Origin of the sequence: Xanthomonas sp. Leaf148 (genome assembly GCF_001423585.1) — a bacterium.
Classification (GTDB): domain Bacteria; phylum Pseudomonadota; class Gammaproteobacteria; order Xanthomonadales; family Xanthomonadaceae; genus Xanthomonas.
In genome coordinates this window covers 73,434-90,262 of sequence record NZ_LMOP01000002.1, presented here as the reverse complement: position 1 = coordinate 90,262, position 16,829 = coordinate 73,434, and the positions used below count along the sequence as shown (strand labels likewise).

Sequence of the window (16,829 nt, the reverse complement as noted above, 5' to 3'; positions counted from 1 at the left end):
GAGCAGCCAACAGAAGGGCTGTGCAGGCGCCAGGCGGGCGCGGCGGATGCGGCAGGTACCACGCGTACACTCCGCCTCCTTCGCGCCGTCCGCACCCAACTGACGACTGCTCGCTACGTTCTGGTAACCGCTCCAAGTCACCGCTGTCACCCACAACGCCCCGGCACTGCCAGGGCGTTGTGTTTCTGCCTCTCGCAACGACAGGCAGCCTCCACCCCGCCGCGTCGTCGCTGCACGCCGCCGCACCGCAGCATTGCTGCGACACCGAGCCCAACCGCAGTCATCGATGCATTGGTGCTTCAGTTGCACGGCTACATGGCCGATACCACGTTATAGCTCCCGACGTGTATGGATATGACGACTACGACTCCCGCTTCAGACACGCGCGAATTCGATTTTGGCGACCGCGACTTCAAGCGCGTTTGCGACCTGATTTACCAACGCGTCGGTATCTCGCTGGCACCGGCCAAGCGCGACATGGTGTATGGCCGCCTGTCGCGCCGCCTGCGCGTGCTCGGGCTGCGCTCGTTTCGCGAGTACATCGACCAGCTGGAAGCCGGCAACGACGAAGAAGAATGGCAGGCGTTCACCAACGCCCTGACCACCAACCTGACCTCGTTCTTCCGCGAGCCGCATCACTTCGACAAATTGCGCGAAGAACTGCAGAAGCGCGCCTCGCAGGCGCCGCTGAAGATCTGGTCGTGCGCCGCATCCACCGGTGAGGAACCCTACTCCATCGCCATCACCGCCTGCGAGGCGTTCGGCACACTGACCCCGCCGGTGAGCATCGTCGCCACCGACGTCGACACCCAGGTGCTGGAAACCGCCTCGCGCGGCGTCTACGCCATCGACCGCGTCGCCTCGCTGGATGCGGCGATCAAGCGCAAGTATTTTCAGCGCGGCAGCGGCCCCAACGAAGGCAAGTGCCGGGTGATTCCTGCGCTGCGCCAACTCATCGAATACCGCCAGTTGAATCTGCTGTCGCCGCGTTACGACGTCGGCGGCCCATATGCGGCGCTGTTTTGCCGCAACGTGATGATCTATTTCGACAAACCGACCCAGCGCGGCATCCTGTCGCGTCTGGTCAGCCACATGGGCGACGACGGTCTGCTCTACACCGGGCACTCGGAGAATTACCTGCACGCAGCCGATCTGATCCAGCCGTGCGGGCGCACGCTGTATCGGCGCGCTCCGCGTTCGGGAGCCTCTGCATGAGTACCGCCGTGCAAGTCGACGACGTGATGCGCTACCGCGATTCGCGGTTCCAGACCATTACCGCCAAGCTGCTGCCCACTCAATATCTGGTGGTGGACGACGACACCGCGTTGACGACCACCTTGGGATCGTGTGTTGCGGCCTGCTTGCGCGACCCGGTGCTCAAGATCGGCGGCATGAATCACTTCCTGCTGCCCGAAGGACAGGTCGGCGACGGTGCACCGGCGCGCTACGGCAGTTATGCGATGGAGTTGCTGATCAACGACATGCTCAAGCGCGGCGCGCATCGCAAACGCATCGAAGCCAAGGTCTTCGGCGGCGCCAACGTGCTCAAGGGCTTCACCAGCAATCCGGTCGGCACCCGCAACGCCGAGTTCGTGCGCCAGTACCTGCAAGCCGAACACATCCCCATCATTGCCGAAGATCTGTGCGGCATCCATCCGCGCAAGGTGTGGTTCTTTCCGACGACCGGCCGGGTAGTCGTGCAGCGTTTGCCGCATGCGCACGAAGCCGAAGTCGCCGCCACAGAATCGGCCGTGCGCGCCCGTCTGTCCAAAGCACCGGTCACCGGTGGAGTGGAGTTGTTCGAATGACGCTGGAAACTCCCGTACGTGTACTCATCGTCGACGACTCGGCGGTGGTCCGTCAGATGCTCACCGAAATCCTCTCGCGCGATCCGGGCATCGAAGTCATCGGCTCGGCCGCCGACCCGATCCTGGCGCGCGAAAAGATCAAACGCCTCAATCCGGACGTGATCACGCTGGACGTGGAAATGCCGCGCATGGACGGCCTGGTGTTTCTGGAAAACCTGATGCGCCTGCGCCCGACGCCGGTGGTGATGATTTCCTCGCTCACCGAGCGTGGTGCCGACACCACCTTGCAGGCCTTGTCGCTGGGTGCGGTGGACTTCATCTCCAAGCCCAAGATCGACGTCGTGCGTGGACTGGAAGGCTATGCCGAAGAAATCGTCAGCAAGGTCAAGATGGCCGCCAAGGCCAAGGTCAGTGCACTGCATCGCCCCAGCACGCCCAAGCTCACCCTGGACATGCAATCGGCACCGGTGCCGGGCAGCGCGCTGCGCTTCCGCACCACCGACCGCCTGATCGCCATCGGCGCTTCTGCCGGCGGCACCGAAGCGCTGCGCGTGGTGCTCGAACACATGCCCGCCGATGCACCGGCCGTGGTGATGACCCAGCATCTGCCGGCCAGCTTCAGCACCGCATTCGCCGAGCGCCTCAATCGCCACTCGGCGATGTCGGTGCGCGAAGCCAGCGACGGCGAAGCCATCCTGCCCGGCCACGCTTATCTGCCGCCGGGCGGCCAGCACCTGCGCATCATTCGCGACGGTGCGCGTTGGCGCTGCCGTATCGACGACGGCCCGCCGGTCAATCGCCACAAGCCGGCGGTGGACGTGCTGTTCCGCTCGGTCGCCGCCAACGCCGGGCCGAATGCGGTCGGCGCCATCCTCACCGGCATGGGCGACGACGGTGCGCGCGGCCTGCTGGAAATGCTGCAGGCCGGCGCCCCCACACTGGTACAGGACGAAGCCAGCAGCGTGGTGTGGGGCATGCCCGGCGCCGCCTACAAGCTGGGCGCCGCGCAGGAAGTGGTACCGCTGGACCGTGTTGCCGAACGCCTGATCGCATTGTCGGCACAAGCGCGCTGATCGCCCATGCGCGCCCTGCCCCCGCATCCGACCGATCTGCCGCCGCACGACGGCGCACCGGACACCGACGCCAACACGGCGACGGATGCGTGGGCGACAGCGGAACTGGTCGGCGATACGTCGTCGGTTACCGCATTCGATCATGCGCGCACGCCGATCAAGCACGGCCCGCTCACGGCCGGCATGGCCAAGCCCGGCGAAGCGCCGGATGACCGTCGTTCGCGCTTGCTGGCCGAAGCGCTGGATGGCAGCAGCAGTGCCATCCTCATCTGCGACCTGCAATCGCGCCTGCTCTATGCCAACGATGGCTTCCAGCGCATGTTCGGCTACACCGAAGCCGAGCTGGTCGGCCAGCGCCCGTCGGATGTGTTGACCCGCGCGCAGAGCGACCAGGGCGAGGTTGCGCGCATCCGCGATCGCGCCGATGCCCTGCAGCAAACCCGTGCCGACTTGCTGGTCTATCGCAAGGACGGCTCGCCGTTGTGGATCTCGCTCAACTTCAATCCGATCTACGACGCCAAACACAATCCGTCGCATTACGTGGCGGTGCTGACCGACATTACCGACACCAAGATGCACGAAGTGCTGCAGCACCGCGTGCTGGAAGCGCTGGTGCAGGAGCGCCCGCTGATCGAGGTGATGACGCTGATCTGCACCGAGGTCGAACGCATCGCACCGGAAGTGTTGGCGACTGTCATGAGCGCCGACAACCAGGGCTGCCTGCATTCGCTGGCCGCGCCGAGTCTGCCGCCCGAGTATGCCGACGCCGTCAACGGCCTGAAGATCGGCCCCGGGGCAGGTGCATGCGGCACCGCTGCCTGGCGCGGCCGTGCGGTGATGGTGGAAGACATCGCCACCGACCCGTTGTTTACCGCCTACCGCGACCTGTTGATGCCGATGGGTCTGCGCGCCTGCTGGAGCACCCCGATCCGCGCCAATAGCTCGCGCGTGCTCGGCACCTTTGCGCTGTATTACCGCAAGCCGCAACGTGCCGATGCCTGGCACGTACGGCTGACCGAACTGTGTCAACAGCTGTGCACGCTGGCACTGGAGCGCGAGCAGATCCGTCAACGCGTGCATCAGCTCGCGTTCTACGACGCGCTGACCGGCCTGCCCAATCGCATCATGTTCAGCGCACGCGCCGAGCAGGCGCTGACCCAGGCCGAATACGCTGCCGAGCCGGTCGCGTTGATGTTCATCAACATCGACCGCTTCAAGCTGATCAATGACAGTCAGGGCCATTCTGCCGGCGATGGTTTGTTACGCGACATCGCGCTGCGCGTCGGCGACCAACTTACCGCCACCGCCATGCTGGCACGCGTGGCCGGCGACGAATTCGCACTGGCCCTGCCGCAATGCAGCGCCGAGCAGGCCAGCGCCGCGGCCGAACGCGTGTTGGGCACCATCGCCGGCCCGCTGTCGGTAGGCCACATGACCGTGCATCCCTCGGCCAGCATCGGCGTGGCGATGTTTCCCGAAGACGGGCGCGACATCAACATCCTGCTGCGGCATGCCGATCTGGCGATGAATCGCGCCAAGAAGGAAGGCGGCGGACGCTTCCGTTTCTTCAGCTCCGACATGAATCGCATGGCGCAGGAGCGCGTGGCGCTGGAAGCGGAACTGCGTCAGGCCATCGGTCGCGATCAATTGCAGCTGCATTACCAACCGCAACTGCATAGCGCCGCCCCGCACGCGCTGTACGGCGTGGAAGCGTTGCTGCGCTGGAATCATCCGCAACTCGGCGCCATTTCGCCGGCACGGTTTCTGCCGGTCGCCGAAGAGCAAGGCATGATGCCCCAGCTCAACGCCTGGGTCCTGCGCCGCGCCTGCGAACAAGTGGCCGACTGGCGTCTGCGCGGCATTCCGGTCACACGCGTGTCGGTGAATCTGTCGGCCAGCGGCTTCGAAAGCCCACGCATGCTCCCCGACCTGCTTGGGCTGATCGCCGACACCGGCGTGCAAGCCTCCGACCTCACCCTGGAATTGACCGAAAGCGTGATGCTGTCCGGGCAACCGGGCGTGTTGGAGAACCTGCACGCCATCCGCGAAGCCGGCATCTCGTTATCGCTGGACGACTTCGGCACCGGCTATTCCAGCCTGAGCCATCTACACCGCCTGCCGATCGACGAACTCAAACTGGACATGAGCTTCGTACGCGATATCGAACACAGCGAAGACGCACGCGCGCTCACCACATCGGTGCTGCGCATCGGCGAGCACCTGCGCAAGCACGTCGTCGCCGAAGGCGTCGAGAACGAAGCACAGCGCCTGTTCCTGGCCGACCTGGGCTGCGAAGTCCTGCAGGGCTACCTGTTCTCGCGGCCCCTCCCGGCCCCGGCACTGGAAGCCTGGCTAGGCGCGCAACCGTAACGACGCAGCGTCCAGACGACTGCAGGCCTTAGACGACCGCAGCGCGTAGACGGCTGCAGCGTTTGTAAGCCCCTCTCCCTGCGGGAGAGGAGTTGGGGTGAGGGTACGGCCACCCACAAATCCCGCCGAAACCCTACCCTCATCCGCCCTAAGGGCACCTTCTCCCGGCGGGAGAAGGAAAGCAGCTGCCGGCACTGGAAGCCTGGCTAGGCGCGCAACCGTAACCACGCAACATCCAGACGATTGCAGGCCTTGGACGACCGCAGCGCGTAGACGGCTGCAGCGCTTATAAGCCCCTCTCCCNGGCTAGGCGCGCAACCGTAACCACGCAACATCCAGACGATTGCAGGCCTTGGACGACCGCAGCGCGTAGACGGCTGCAGCGCTTATAAGCCCCTCTCCCCCCGGGAAAGGGGTTGGGGTGAGGATACGGCCACCCACAAATCCCGCCGAAACCCTGCCCTCATCCGCCCTACGGGCACCTTCTCCCGACGGGAGAAGGAAAGCAGCTGCCGACACTGGAAGCCTGGGTAGGCGCGCAACCGTAACCACGCAACATCCAGACGATTGCAGGCCTTGGACGACCGCAGCGCGTAGACGGCTGCAGCGCTTATAAGCCCCTCTCCCTGCGGGAGAGGGGNGCTAGGCGCGCAACCGTAACCACGCAACATCCAGACGATTGCAGGCCTTGGACGACCGCAGCGCGTAGACGGCTGCAGCGCTTATAAGCCCCTCTCCCTGCGGGAGAGGGGTTGGGGTGAGGGTACGGCCACCCACAAATCCCGCCGAAACCCTCCCCTCATCCGCCCTACGGGCACCTTCTCCCGACGGGAGAAGGAAACACATCTGAAGCTCTCAACGGGAGACGCAAAGCAGCGATAAGCCATCTCACCCTATCGAAGAGCGCTTGGAGTAAGGGCACACGCGTTATTCCACGCGCACCCTCCCCGCTTCAACCTCACGACAAGGTGCGTTTGAACCACCCGAGCAACTGCGCATTGACGAACGCCGGATTCTCCAGCGATGCGATATGCCCGGCATCGGGCACCAGTTCGTAATCGCAGCAGATCGCTTCGGCCATCATCCACAACTCTTCCGGCGGCCGCGCAATATCCGCGTCGCCACCAAGCAGGAAGGTGTTGGCAGGATCCAGCGCAGACATGGCATCCAGTCGGTCGGCACGTCCGAAGATCAGGCGGCCAAGCGGCACGATCGACGTCCGTAGCTGCTCGGCCGTCATCGCCGCCAGGCGCTGCGCGAACGCGGCCGGCAATGCCGATGTCAGATCGATGCCGGGGCGGAAGAAGATCGGCACGATCGCCTCGATCAGCGCAGGCGTCACCTGCCCGGCCGCCTCGATCGCATCCAGCATGCCGAAGTAACGCGCACGCGTGGCCTGCGGCTCGGCGCCCAGGAAGGTGTCCATCAACACCAGGCTGCGCACGCGCTCTGGCGCCATCAAAGCAAGCTCGGCGCCCCACATGCCGCCCACCGACAGGCCCACCACCGCGCACTGCGGCAGCTCCAGCGCGTCCAGCAGGCCAAGCATCTGCCGGGCAAGATCGTCGATTCCCTGCGTGCCTTGCGGCAGTTCGCCCGACTGCCCATGGCCCCACAGCTCAGGAACGATCACCTGGTAGTACTGCGAAAGCGCCTGGATCTGCGGCTCCCACATCGCCGCGTCCCACAGGTAGCTGTGGCCGAGCAGGATCGGAAAACCTTGACCGTGCTGGGTGTAATGGAGTGTTTGACCTGCGATCGTGCAAGAAGGCATCGGCATCGACATAAATGGGAGGGCGGCGGAACTCTAGACCTCTTCACATCAGAAATTTGTTGCAGTGCGGCAAGCGGTTTAACTGCGATTTGTTTTGACGCACGTCACGCTCTACGCGAAGCGAAGTCATTGCCCGATAAACGAAAAACGCCCGGCATTGCCGGGCGTTTTAAGGTCCATCCAATCCGCTGGATCAGGCCGCGACGGTATCCGCAACGTCCTGATATTCCTGGATCTGATCGAAGTTCATGTAGCGGTAGATCTGGTCGCCACTGGTCTTGATCACGCCCACATCGGCCATGTACTCCTCCTTGGTCGGAATCCGGCCCAGGCGCGAGCAGATCGCCGCCAGTTCCGCCGAGCCCAGGTACACATTGGTGTTGCGGCCCAGACGGTTGGGGAAGTTACGCGTAGAGGTGGAGAACACCGTGGCGCCCTCGCGAGCCTGCGCCTGGTTGCCCATGCACAGCGAGCAGCCCGGCATCTCCATGCGCGCGCCGGCTGCGCCGAAGGTGCCGTAATGGCCTTCCTTGGTCAGCTCGGAGGCATCCATCTTGGTCGGCGGTGCCACCCACAGGCGGGTCGGGATGTCGCGCTTGCCTTCCAGCAGCTTGGCCGCGGCACGGAAGTGACCGATGTTGGTCATGCACGAACCGATGAACACTTCGTCGATCGCCGCACCGGCTACGTCGGACAGCGTCTTGACGTCGTCCGGGTCGTTCGGGCACGCCACGATCGGCTCGTGGATGTCGGCCAGGTCGATCTCGATGACCGCGGCATATTCGGCATCGGCATCGGGCTGCAGCAGCTGCGGGTCGGCCAGCCACTCTTCCATCTTCTTGATGCGGCGGCCCAGGGTGCGCGCGTCGGCATAGCCTTCGGCGATCATCCAGCGCAGCAGGGTGATGTTGCTGGTCAGGTATTCGATGATCGGCGCCTTGTCCAGGTGCACGCTGCAACCGGCCGCCGAACGCTCGGCCGAGGCATCGGACAGTTCGAACGCCTGCTCCACCTTCAGATTCGGCAAGCCTTCGATTTCCAGGATGCGGCCGGAGAAGATGTTCTTCTTGCCCTGCTTGGCCACGGTCAGCAGACCGTCCTTGATCGCATACAGCGGGATCGCGTTGACCAGATCGCGCAGGGTCACGCCCGGCTGCATCTCACCCTTGAAACGCACCAGCACGCTCTCGGGCATGTCCAGCGGCATCACCCCGGTGGCGGCGGCGAACGCCACCAGGCCGGAGCCGGCCGGGAACGAGATACCGATCGGGAAACGCGTGTGCGAGTCGCCGCCGGTGCCCACGGTGTCGGGCAGCAGCATGCGATTGAGCCAGCTGTGGATCACGCCATCTCCCGGACGCAGCGACACGCCGCCACGGGTGGAGATGAATTCCGGCAGCGTGTGGTGGGTCTTGACGTCCACCGGCTTGGGGTAAGCGGCGGTGTGGCAGAACGACTGCATCACCAGGTCGGCGGAGAAGCCCAGGCAGGCCAGGTCCTTCAGCTCGTCGCGGGTCATCGGGCCGGTGGTGTCCTGCGAACCCACCGAGGTCATCTTCGGCTCGCAATAGGTGCCCGGGCGCATGCCCTGGCCTTCCGGCAAGCCACAGGCGCGGCCGACCATCTTCTGTGCCAGCGAGAAGCCCTTGCCGGTGTCCGGCGGGTCCATCGGCAGGCGGAACAGATCCGAGGTCGGCAGGCCCAGGAATTCGCGCGCCTTGGCGGTGAGGCCGCGGCCCACGATCAGCGGAATGCGGCCACCGGCGCGCACTTCGTCGAACAGCACGTCCGACTTCATCGCGAACTCGGCAATCACCTGCCCGTTCTTCAGCGCCTTGCCGTCATACGGACGCAGCTCGACCACGTCGCCGTGCTCCATCTGCGACACGTCCAGCTCGATCGGCAGCGCACCGGCGTCTTCCATGGTGTTGTAGAAGATCGGGGCGATCTTGCTACCCAGGCACACGCCGCCGAAGCGCTTGTTGGGGATGTACGGAATGTCCTCGCCGGTCCACCACAGCACCGAGTTGGTCGCCGACTTGCGCGAAGAACCGGTGCCGACCACGTCGCCCACATAGGCCACCAGATGGCCCTTGTCCTTGAGGTCGGCAATGGCCTGGATCGGGCCACGCTTGCCGTCTTCTTCCGGCACGAACGCCGCGCCTTCGCGGGCGTTCTTCAGCATCGCCAGCGCGTGCAGCGGGATGTCCGGGCGGGTGGTCGCATCCGGCGCCGGCGACAGGTCGTCGGTATTGGTTTCGCCCGGCACCTTGAACACGGTGACGGTCATGCTCTGCGGCACTTCCGGCTTGCTGGTGAACCACTCGGCATCGGCCCAGCTCTGCAGCACGGACTTGGCGTGCGCGTTGCCGGCGTCGGCCTTTTCCTGCACGTCGTGGAACGCATCGAACACCAGCAAGGTGTGCTTGAGCGCTTCGGCGGCGGTGGCACCCAGCTCGGCGTTATCCAGCAGGTCGATCAGCGGCTGGATGTTGTAGCCGCCCAGCATGGTGCCCAGCAGCTCGGTTGCACGCGTGGGGCTGATCAGTGCGGTTTTCTCGGTACCGAACGCCACGGCGGCCAGGTACGAGGCCTTGACCTTGGCGGCGTCGTCGACGCCGGCCGGCACGCGCTGGCTCAGCAGCTCGACCAGGAAGGCTTCTTCGCCGGCGGGCGGAGCCTTCAACAGTTCGATGACCTCGGCGGTCTGCTGCGCGGTCAGCGGCAGCGGCGGGATACCGAGCGCGGCGCGCTCTGCAACGTGGTGGCGATAGGCTTCCAACATGCGGGTTCTCCAAAAGGACAGCAGTGAATGTGTAAAAACGTCAGACGTGGATCAGAAGGCGTGGATCAGGCAACGGGCTTGGGGACGGTGATCTTCAAGCCCTTGAAGTAATCGCGGAAGAAGCCCTCGTCGCGGGTAATCAACCCATCGCACTGGAGCATCGCGTGGGCGCCGATCAGAAAATCCGCCACCACCCGCTCGCGCTTGCCGCCGCGTGCACGGAAGCGCTTGTTCATATGGCCGGCGCGCACTGCCGCCGCTTCCTGGGTGGCTTCGTAGCGCACCCCGATCGAGGCCAGGGTTTCCATCAGGTCGACCTGGGTGTCCAGCATGGCCAGCACTTCGGCCACCACCGCGTCGCAGACCACGACCTCGTCGCGCGCCAATGCATCGCCGATGCAGATTTCCGACACCTCGCCATACACCGGGTCGCCGATGAGGATGTCCAGCAGCACCGAGGAATCCAGGGCGATCATGGGTCGAACGGGTCCCCGGGCGCGCGGCCGCGGATGGCGCGCATGGCCTCGTCGGTGCTGGTCAGGCCATCGACCAGCTTGAACTTGCCGCGCACCTTGCGCAGCGCTTCGCTGACATCTTTACGCAAGATGATGCGCCCACCATCGAGCTCGATCTTGAGGGTGGTGCCCTTGGTCAGGCCCAGGGCATCGCGCACGGCCTTGGGCAGCGTGATCTGTCCACGTTCGGCAACGGTGGCTTCCATGAGCATGCTCCAGAAAGTATGCGCACATGATACGTACTTGGGCGGTCGTACTCAAGCGAGCAGATCGACCCGGACACACCGTGCGTACACACTGAACTGCTCAGAATAGGGCCCCTACCTAAAGCCTTCGACGCCATAGGAGTGATGCATGAGCGATTCCTTTTCCACCCGCGCCTTATTTGAGGTCCACGGCAAGCGCTACGACTATTACAGCCTGCCCAAACTGGGCGAGCGATTCGATATTGCCCACCTGCCCTACTCGATGAAGATCCTGCTGGAGAATCTGCTCCGGCACGAGGACGGCGGGGTGACCGTCGGCAAGGACCACATTGAGGCAGTCGCCAAATGGGACCCCAAGGCCGAGCCGGAGATCGAAATCGCCTTCATGCCCGCGCGCGTGGTGCTGCAGGATTTCACCGGCGTGCCGTGCGTGGTCGACCTGGCCGCGATGCGCGATGCGGTGGTCAAGCTGGGCGGCGACGCCGACCAGATCAACCCGCAGATTCCCTCCGAGCTGGTCATCGACCACTCGGTGCAGGTGGACGTGTTCGGCAAGCCCGACGCCCTCGACCTCAATGGCAAGATCGAATTCCAGCGTAACCAGGAACGCTACGGCTTCCTGCGCTGGGGCCAGAAAGCGTTCGAAAACTTCAAGGTGGTGCCGCCCAATACCGGCATCGTCCACCAGGTCAATCTGGAAAACCTCGCCCGCGTGGTGATGAGCGCGGACAAGGACGGCACCCTGGTCGCCTATCCCGACACCGTGTTTGGTACCGACAGCCACACCACCATGATCAATGGCATCGGCGTGCTGGGCTGGGGCGTGGGTGGCATCGAAGCGGAGGCCGCGATGCTGGGCCAGCCCTCCTCAATGCTGATTCCGCAGGTGGTGGGCTTCAGGCTCACCGGCAAACTGCCCGAAGGCGCCACCGCCACCGATCTGGTGCTCACCGTCACCCAGATGCTGCGCAAGGCCGGTGTTGTGGGCAAGTTCGTCGAGTTCTTCGGCGAGGGCCTGCAGCACCTGCCACTGGCCGACCGCGCCACCATCGGCAACATGGCACCGGAATACGGCGCCACCTGCGGCATCTTCCCGGTCGACGAAGAATCGCTGACCTACCTGCGCCTGTCCGGCCGCAGCGAGGAGCAGATTGCGCTGGTGGAAGCCTACGCAAAGGCGCAGGGCCTGTGGCACGACGCCACCACCCCGCCAGCGCAGTACAGCGCCACGCTGGAACTGGACATGGGTGAGGTCAAGCCGTCGCTGGCCGGCCCGAAGCGCCCGCAGGACCGCGTGCTGCTGGAAGACATGCAGTCCAACTACCGCGAAAGCCTCAAGCCGTTCGCCGAGGCGCGTAGCAAGCGGCTGGGCGACATCAAGCAGGAAGATCGCCTGAAGAACGAAGGCGGTGGCGGCACCGCAGTCGGCGCCAAGGAGGCGCATGCCGAAGGCGCGGCCGACAGCGGCGCCGGCTGGCAGCTGCGCGACGGCTCGGTGGTGATCGCCGCCATCACCTCGTGCACCAACACCTCCAACCCGGCAGTGATGCTCGGTGCCGGCCTGCTGGCACGCAACGCGGCCGCCAAGGGCCTGAAGGCGCAGCCGTGGGTCAAGACCTCGCTTGGGCCGGGCTCGCGTGTGGTCACCGATTATCTGAGCAAGGCCGGCGTGCTGGCCGACCTGGAAACGCTCGGCTTCTACGTGGTTGGCTACGGCTGCACCACCTGCATCGGCAACTCCGGCCCGCTGCCGGAAGACGTGTCCGCCGCGATTGCCAAGGACGATCTGGTTGTCGCATCGGTGTTGTCGGGCAACCGCAACTTCGAAGGCCGCGTGCATCCCGAAGTCAAAATGAATTATCTGGCCTCGCCGCCGTTGGTCGTCGCCTATGCGATCGCTGGCACCACCGATATCGACCTCACCACCGAGCCGCTGGGCACCGGTAGCGACGGTCAGCCGGTGTACCTGCGCGACATCTGGCCGAGCAACAAGGAAATCGGCGACACCATCGCCGCGACCGTCGGCCCGGAGATGTTCAAGCAGAACTACGCCGATGTGTTCAAGGGCGATTCGCGCTGGAACACCATCGCCTCGCCCGATGGCGCGTTGTACGAGTGGGATGCCGCATCCACCTACATCAAGAACCCGCCCTACTTCGATGGCATGACCATGCAGGTCGGCCATGTGGAGGACGTGCACGGCGCGCGCATCATGGGCCTGTTCGGCGACTCGATCACCACCGACCACATCTCCCCGGCCGGCAACATCAAGAAGGATTCGCCAGCAGGACGCTTCCTGCAGGAACGCGGCGTCCAACCGGCCGACTTCAACAGCTACGGCAGCCGCCGCGGCAATGACGATGTGATGGTGCGCGGCACCTTCGCCAACATCCGCATCAAGAACCTGATGTTCGGTGGCGAAGAAGGCGGCAACACGCTGTATTACCCAGCAGCTGGCGGTCAGCCGGAAAAGCTGGCGATCTACGACGCGGCGGTGAAGTACAAGGCCGATGGCGTGCCGCTTGTAGTGCTGGCCGGCAAGGAATACGGCACCGGCTCCTCGCGCGACTGGGCGGCCAAGGGCACCAACCTGCTGGGCGTCAAGGCAGTGATCGCAGAGAGCTTCGAGCGCATCCATCGCTCCAACCTGGTCGGCATGGGCGTGCTGCCGCTGCAGTTCCTGGAAAACGAAAATGCGCAGACGCTGGGTCTGGATGGCTCCGAAATCTTGGACATCACCGGCCTGCAGGACGGTGCCAGCCGTCGCGCCACCGTCGATGCCAAGAAGTCCGATGGCAGCGTCAAGCAGTTCCAGGTCAAGGTGCTGTTGCTGACGCCGAAGGAAGTGGAGTACTTCAAGCACGGCGGCTTGCTGCAGTACGTCCTACGCCAGCTGGCCGCACGCAAGGCGGCGTGATCCTTAGCCGCTGACGCTGGACCGACATTCCCGCCGCTTGGCGGGAATGTCGTTTCTGGGTCCGGTGCGCTTGTAGCGGAGTGCGACGCATGCTGCGGGCTGTCGATGCAGTGCACGCGCTTGCCAGGCAACAACGCGTTCGTCCGCCACGTCATCGTTTTACCCTGCGGCTCGCCCGTCACGGTGATGGCGTTAGGGCCGGCATACGCGGCACCCAACCGCCCTCACTGCCCTGCCGGTTCCCATTGCGCGTGGTACAGCCTCCAATCGCCGTCCTGCAGCCGCCAGCCAGTGACCACCTGATAGGTCTGCGCCTGCTCGGGCACCCAGCCACCACTGCCGCCGGTCAGCAAGGCCGTGAAGCGCACGGTTGCCGTTTGCCCGCGCAGCTCTACCTCCAACGGGCCCACGGTGACGCCAATCTGTCGATTCCCCAGCATCTGCAGCTGCATCAAGCGCCGCAGCCCGGCCGCGTCCAGACCGTTTTCGCCTACGAAATCGGCGGACACCGGCGCCATCGCGTCGCCGATATCGCGCGCTTCGATCGCCTCATGCATGTGTCGCAAGGTTGCACGCAGGCGTTGCTCCGGCGCATCGCGCGCGCAAGCGGCCAGGAGCACTGCACAAATCACCAGCCACCACAGCCGCTTCCACTGCCGAATGCTGCCGTGCATCACGCTTCGCCTTTTCCATCCATGACGGTATGCTGCCAGGAGTTGTAGTGCCGTGGAACACACCGCGTCACGTACTAAACACCCTGGAGGGGGGCAGATGAATCAGGCACGTCCTTGGTTGCAAAGTTATCCGGCCGGCGTCGCCGCCGAGATCGATCTCGAGCAGTTCCGCACCATTGCCGAAGTGTTCGCGACATCCGTCGCGCGCTTTGCCGATCGTCCTGCGTATCACAGCTTCGGCAAGACCATCACCTATCGGGAAGCCGATCAGCTGGTCGAGCAATTCGCGGCCTATCTGCTCGGCGAGCTGCAGTTAAAGAAAGGCGACCGCGTCGCCTTGATGATGCCCAACTGCCTGCAGTATCCCATCGCCACCTTCGGCGTCCTGCGTGCTGGCCTGACCGTGGTCAACGTCAACCCGCTCTACACCCCGCGTGAGTTGAAGCACCAGCTGATCGATTCCGGCGCCAGCGTGCTGGTGGTCATCGACAACTTCGGCACCACCGTGCAGCAGGTCATCGCCGACACCCCGGTCAAGCAGGTGATCACCACCGGCCTGGGCGACATGCTCGGCTTTCCAAAAGCAGCGCTGGTCAATTTCGTCGTCAAATACGTCAAGAAGCTGGTGCCGGAATACCGCATCAACGGTGCCATCCGCTTCCGCGATGCATTGGCGCTGGGCCGCAAGCACAGCGTGCCGACGCTGCAGATCGAATCAGACGACATCGCGTTTTTGCAGTACACCGGCGGCACCACCGGCGTGGCCAAGGGCGCGATGCTGACCCACCGCAACCTGGTCGCCAACATGCAGCAGGCGCACCAGTGGCTGTCCGGCACCGGCAAGCTGGAAGAAGGCGCTGAGGTGGTGATCACCGCGCTGCCGCTTTATCACATCTTCGCGCTGACGGCGAACGGCCTGGTCTTCATGAAGATCGGCGGCTGCAATCACCTGATCAGCAATCCGCGTGACATGCCCGGCTTCGTCAAGGAACTGAAGAAGACCCGCTTTACTGCGTTTACCGGCGTCAACACGCTGTTCAACGGCCTGCTCAACACGCCCGGTTTCGACCAGATCGACTTCTCCTCGCTCAAGATGACGCTGGGCGGCGGCATGGCCGTGCAGCGTTCGGTCGCCGAGCGGTGGAAGAAAGTCACCGGCCAAACCCTGGTGGAGGCCTACGGCCTGACCGAGACGTCGCCGGCCGCCTGCATCAACCCGATGGACCTGAAGGACTACAACGCCTCGATCGGCCTGCCGATTCCCTCCACCGATGCCTGCATCAAGGACGACGCCGGTGCGGAACTGGGGATCGGCGAGATTGGCGAGTTGTGCATCAAGGGCCCGCAGGTGATGAAGGGCTATTGGAAGCAGCCCGCCGAAACCGCCAAGGTGATGGACGCGGACGGCTGGCTGCACACCGGCGACATCGCGCGGATGGACGAGCTGGGCTTCGTCTACATCGTCGACCGCAAGAAGGACATGATTCTGGTGTCCGGTTTCAACGTCTACCCGAACGAGATCGAAGACGTCATCGCCACCATGCCCGGCGTGCTGGAAGTGGCGGCGGTCGGCGTACCGGACGAAAAATCAGGCGAAATCGTCAAGGTCGTGATCGTCAAGAAAGACCCTGCCCTCACCGCCGACGATGTGAAGGCGCACTGCCGGACCAATCTGACCGGCTACAAGCAGCCCCGCGTGATCGAATTCCGCAAGGAATTGCCCAAAACCAACGTCGGCAAGATCCTGCGGCGCGAACTGCGGGATGCACCGAAGGCATAGTCCACCGCGCGACCGCAGAGTTGAAGACGTTCAGTCGTCATGACGCCCGCAACGCCGCAAGGCCTTGCGGGCGTCTACATTTCAGCCCAGGAATCATCAGAAAACGAATACATGCTCTACCTGTCGTACTTCACTGCATGCTTCATGCTAGACGGCCGCAGAGGGATCCAAGACGTCAAGAAGCATGAAAGTGAAAGAAGCGATCGCGATGCAGGCTGGAAGCAAGCAAGGGAGCACCACGCTGCATATACTCAGCCTCACGTTCGCAGCGATGAGGGGAAGTAGGAAGTTTGATAACGGAAAGACCGTGCGTTCCCATTTGATCAAAGCGAAGCATCGAAGCGCGATCGCCACGACTCGGGTGATGGCCGAGAACAATCAGACGAACCGCTGGTTAGAGCGCCTTTGCACCGAGCGTACACCACCCGCCGGCGCGCTCACCAAGGACTCGACTAACCACTAAAATTGCAGCGCTAGCGAGAGCCATATCACCAGCCCACTGATGCGAACGCTTGGCGACATCATCATGAAAATACTGGATTGCGACAGAGCACCATCTACCGCAATGAAAGAACCGCCGACAAGAATTCAGAATAAGCCACAGACGGCTACGCGCAACATTGCGACACCGATTTTTAATAGCGCCATGTACTCGGGGCGCCAATCATCGACATGAAAAACGCTGCCTTACTTTGACTCTTAGCTTAGCGATAAAGGCTCGCCTCTGAAGCAACCGCAACCAGCACGCACCCGATCTTCTACAACGCAACTCGCAATTCGGAAGAGCTCGCTCCTCTAACCGCATCGCAATAAACCTCATCCAGTGAGGAGAAAAATCGACCATCAAAACATAGCTAACGCCAAACTAGATAATTATGACAGCCGGGCTCATTTTCGAAAGAATTGAGCTCACAACGCCACACGCCC

General features: G+C 63.8%; 12 protein-coding genes and 1 other RNA gene. 8 read left to right on the top strand and 5 right to left on the bottom strand.

Translation table 11 applies throughout. The annotated features are described in order from the left end of the window. Nucleotides 1-53: 53 nt before the first annotated feature. From ASF90_RS21385 to ASF90_RS04545, 5 genes are all read left to right on the top strand, one after another. Nucleotides 54-129, top strand: a non-coding RNA gene (locus tag ASF90_RS21385) — sX9 sRNA. Nucleotides 130-348: 219 nt separating this feature from the next. Then, entirely contained in the window at nucleotides 349-1,215 is an 867-nt protein-coding gene (locus ASF90_RS04560; RefSeq protein ID WP_055846534.1) for a CheR family methyltransferase, read from the top strand. Then, entirely contained in the window at nucleotides 1,212-1,808 is a 597-nt protein-coding gene (gene cheD / locus ASF90_RS04555; protein ID WP_005993860.1) for a chemoreceptor glutamine deamidase CheD, read from the top strand. The genes ASF90_RS04560 and cheD overlap by 4 nt, the downstream gene beginning before the upstream one ends. Beyond that, nucleotides 1,805-2,881, top strand: a complete 1,077-nt coding sequence (locus tag ASF90_RS04550; RefSeq protein ID WP_055846532.1) for a chemotaxis response regulator protein-glutamate methylesterase — start codon at nucleotides 1,805-1,807, stop codon at nucleotides 2,879-2,881. The genes cheD and ASF90_RS04550 overlap by 4 nt, the downstream gene beginning before the upstream one ends. A gap of 6 nt (nucleotides 2,882-2,887) precedes the next feature. Beyond that, on the top strand, nucleotides 2,888-5,251 hold the full coding sequence (locus ASF90_RS04545; RefSeq protein WP_115559964.1) for an EAL domain-containing protein: 2,364 nt from the start codon (nucleotides 2,888-2,890) through the stop codon (nucleotides 5,249-5,251). Between the two features lie 958 nt (nucleotides 5,252-6,209). Here the strand turns inward: ASF90_RS04545 and ASF90_RS04540 are convergent. The 4 genes from ASF90_RS04540 to ASF90_RS04525 all read right to left on the bottom strand — a co-directional run bounded on the left by ASF90_RS04540 (nucleotide 6,210) and on the right by ASF90_RS04525 (nucleotide 10,531). After that, nucleotides 6,210-7,025: an alpha/beta fold hydrolase gene (locus ASF90_RS04540; protein WP_055846567.1), complete on the bottom strand. Its 816-nt coding sequence runs from the start codon at nucleotides 7,023-7,025 to the stop codon at nucleotides 6,210-6,212. Nucleotides 7,026-7,218: 193 nt separating this feature from the next. Then, entirely contained in the window at nucleotides 7,219-9,810 is a 2,592-nt protein-coding gene (gene acnB / locus ASF90_RS04535) for a bifunctional aconitate hydratase 2/2-methylisocitrate dehydratase (protein ID WP_055846528.1), read from the bottom strand. Between the two features lie 65 nt (nucleotides 9,811-9,875). Beyond that, nucleotides 9,876-10,286 (bottom strand): type II toxin-antitoxin system VapC family toxin, encoded by a 411-nt coding sequence (locus ASF90_RS04530; RefSeq protein WP_011259444.1) that lies wholly within the window; start codon nucleotides 10,284-10,286, stop codon nucleotides 9,876-9,878. Next, nucleotides 10,283-10,531, bottom strand: a complete 249-nt coding sequence (locus tag ASF90_RS04525) for an AbrB/MazE/SpoVT family DNA-binding domain-containing protein (protein ID WP_016903180.1) — start codon at nucleotides 10,529-10,531, stop codon at nucleotides 10,283-10,285. The genes ASF90_RS04530 and ASF90_RS04525 overlap by 4 nt, the downstream gene beginning before the upstream one ends. A 148-nt stretch (nucleotides 10,532-10,679) precedes the next feature. On the opposite strand from ASF90_RS04525, the gene acnA reads away from it, so the two are divergent. Beyond that, complete coding sequence (gene acnA / locus ASF90_RS04520; protein ID WP_055846526.1) at nucleotides 10,680-13,448, top strand: aconitate hydratase AcnA; 2,769 nt, start codon at nucleotides 10,680-10,682, stop codon at nucleotides 13,446-13,448. 224 nt (nucleotides 13,449-13,672) lie between these two features. On the opposite strand, the gene ASF90_RS04515 is transcribed toward acnA, so the two are convergent. Further along, nucleotides 13,673-14,122 carry a nuclear transport factor 2 family protein gene (locus tag ASF90_RS04515; protein WP_055846524.1) on the bottom strand — a complete coding sequence of 150 codons (450 nt, stop codon included), beginning with the start codon at nucleotides 14,120-14,122 and terminating at the stop codon, nucleotides 13,673-13,675. A 97-nt stretch (nucleotides 14,123-14,219) separates the two neighbouring features. Between ASF90_RS04515 and ASF90_RS04510 the strand changes: the two genes are divergently transcribed. Further along, on the top strand, nucleotides 14,220-15,902 hold the full coding sequence (locus ASF90_RS04510) for a long-chain fatty acid--CoA ligase (RefSeq protein ID WP_055846521.1): 1,683 nt from the start codon (nucleotides 14,220-14,222) through the stop codon (nucleotides 15,900-15,902). A 184-nt stretch (nucleotides 15,903-16,086) separates the two neighbouring features. Beyond that, a complete protein-coding gene (locus ASF90_RS04505; RefSeq protein ID WP_055846519.1) occupies nucleotides 16,087-16,365 on the top strand; it encodes a hypothetical protein in 279 nt (92 codons plus the stop codon). Nucleotides 16,366-16,829: the final 464 nt, after the last annotated feature.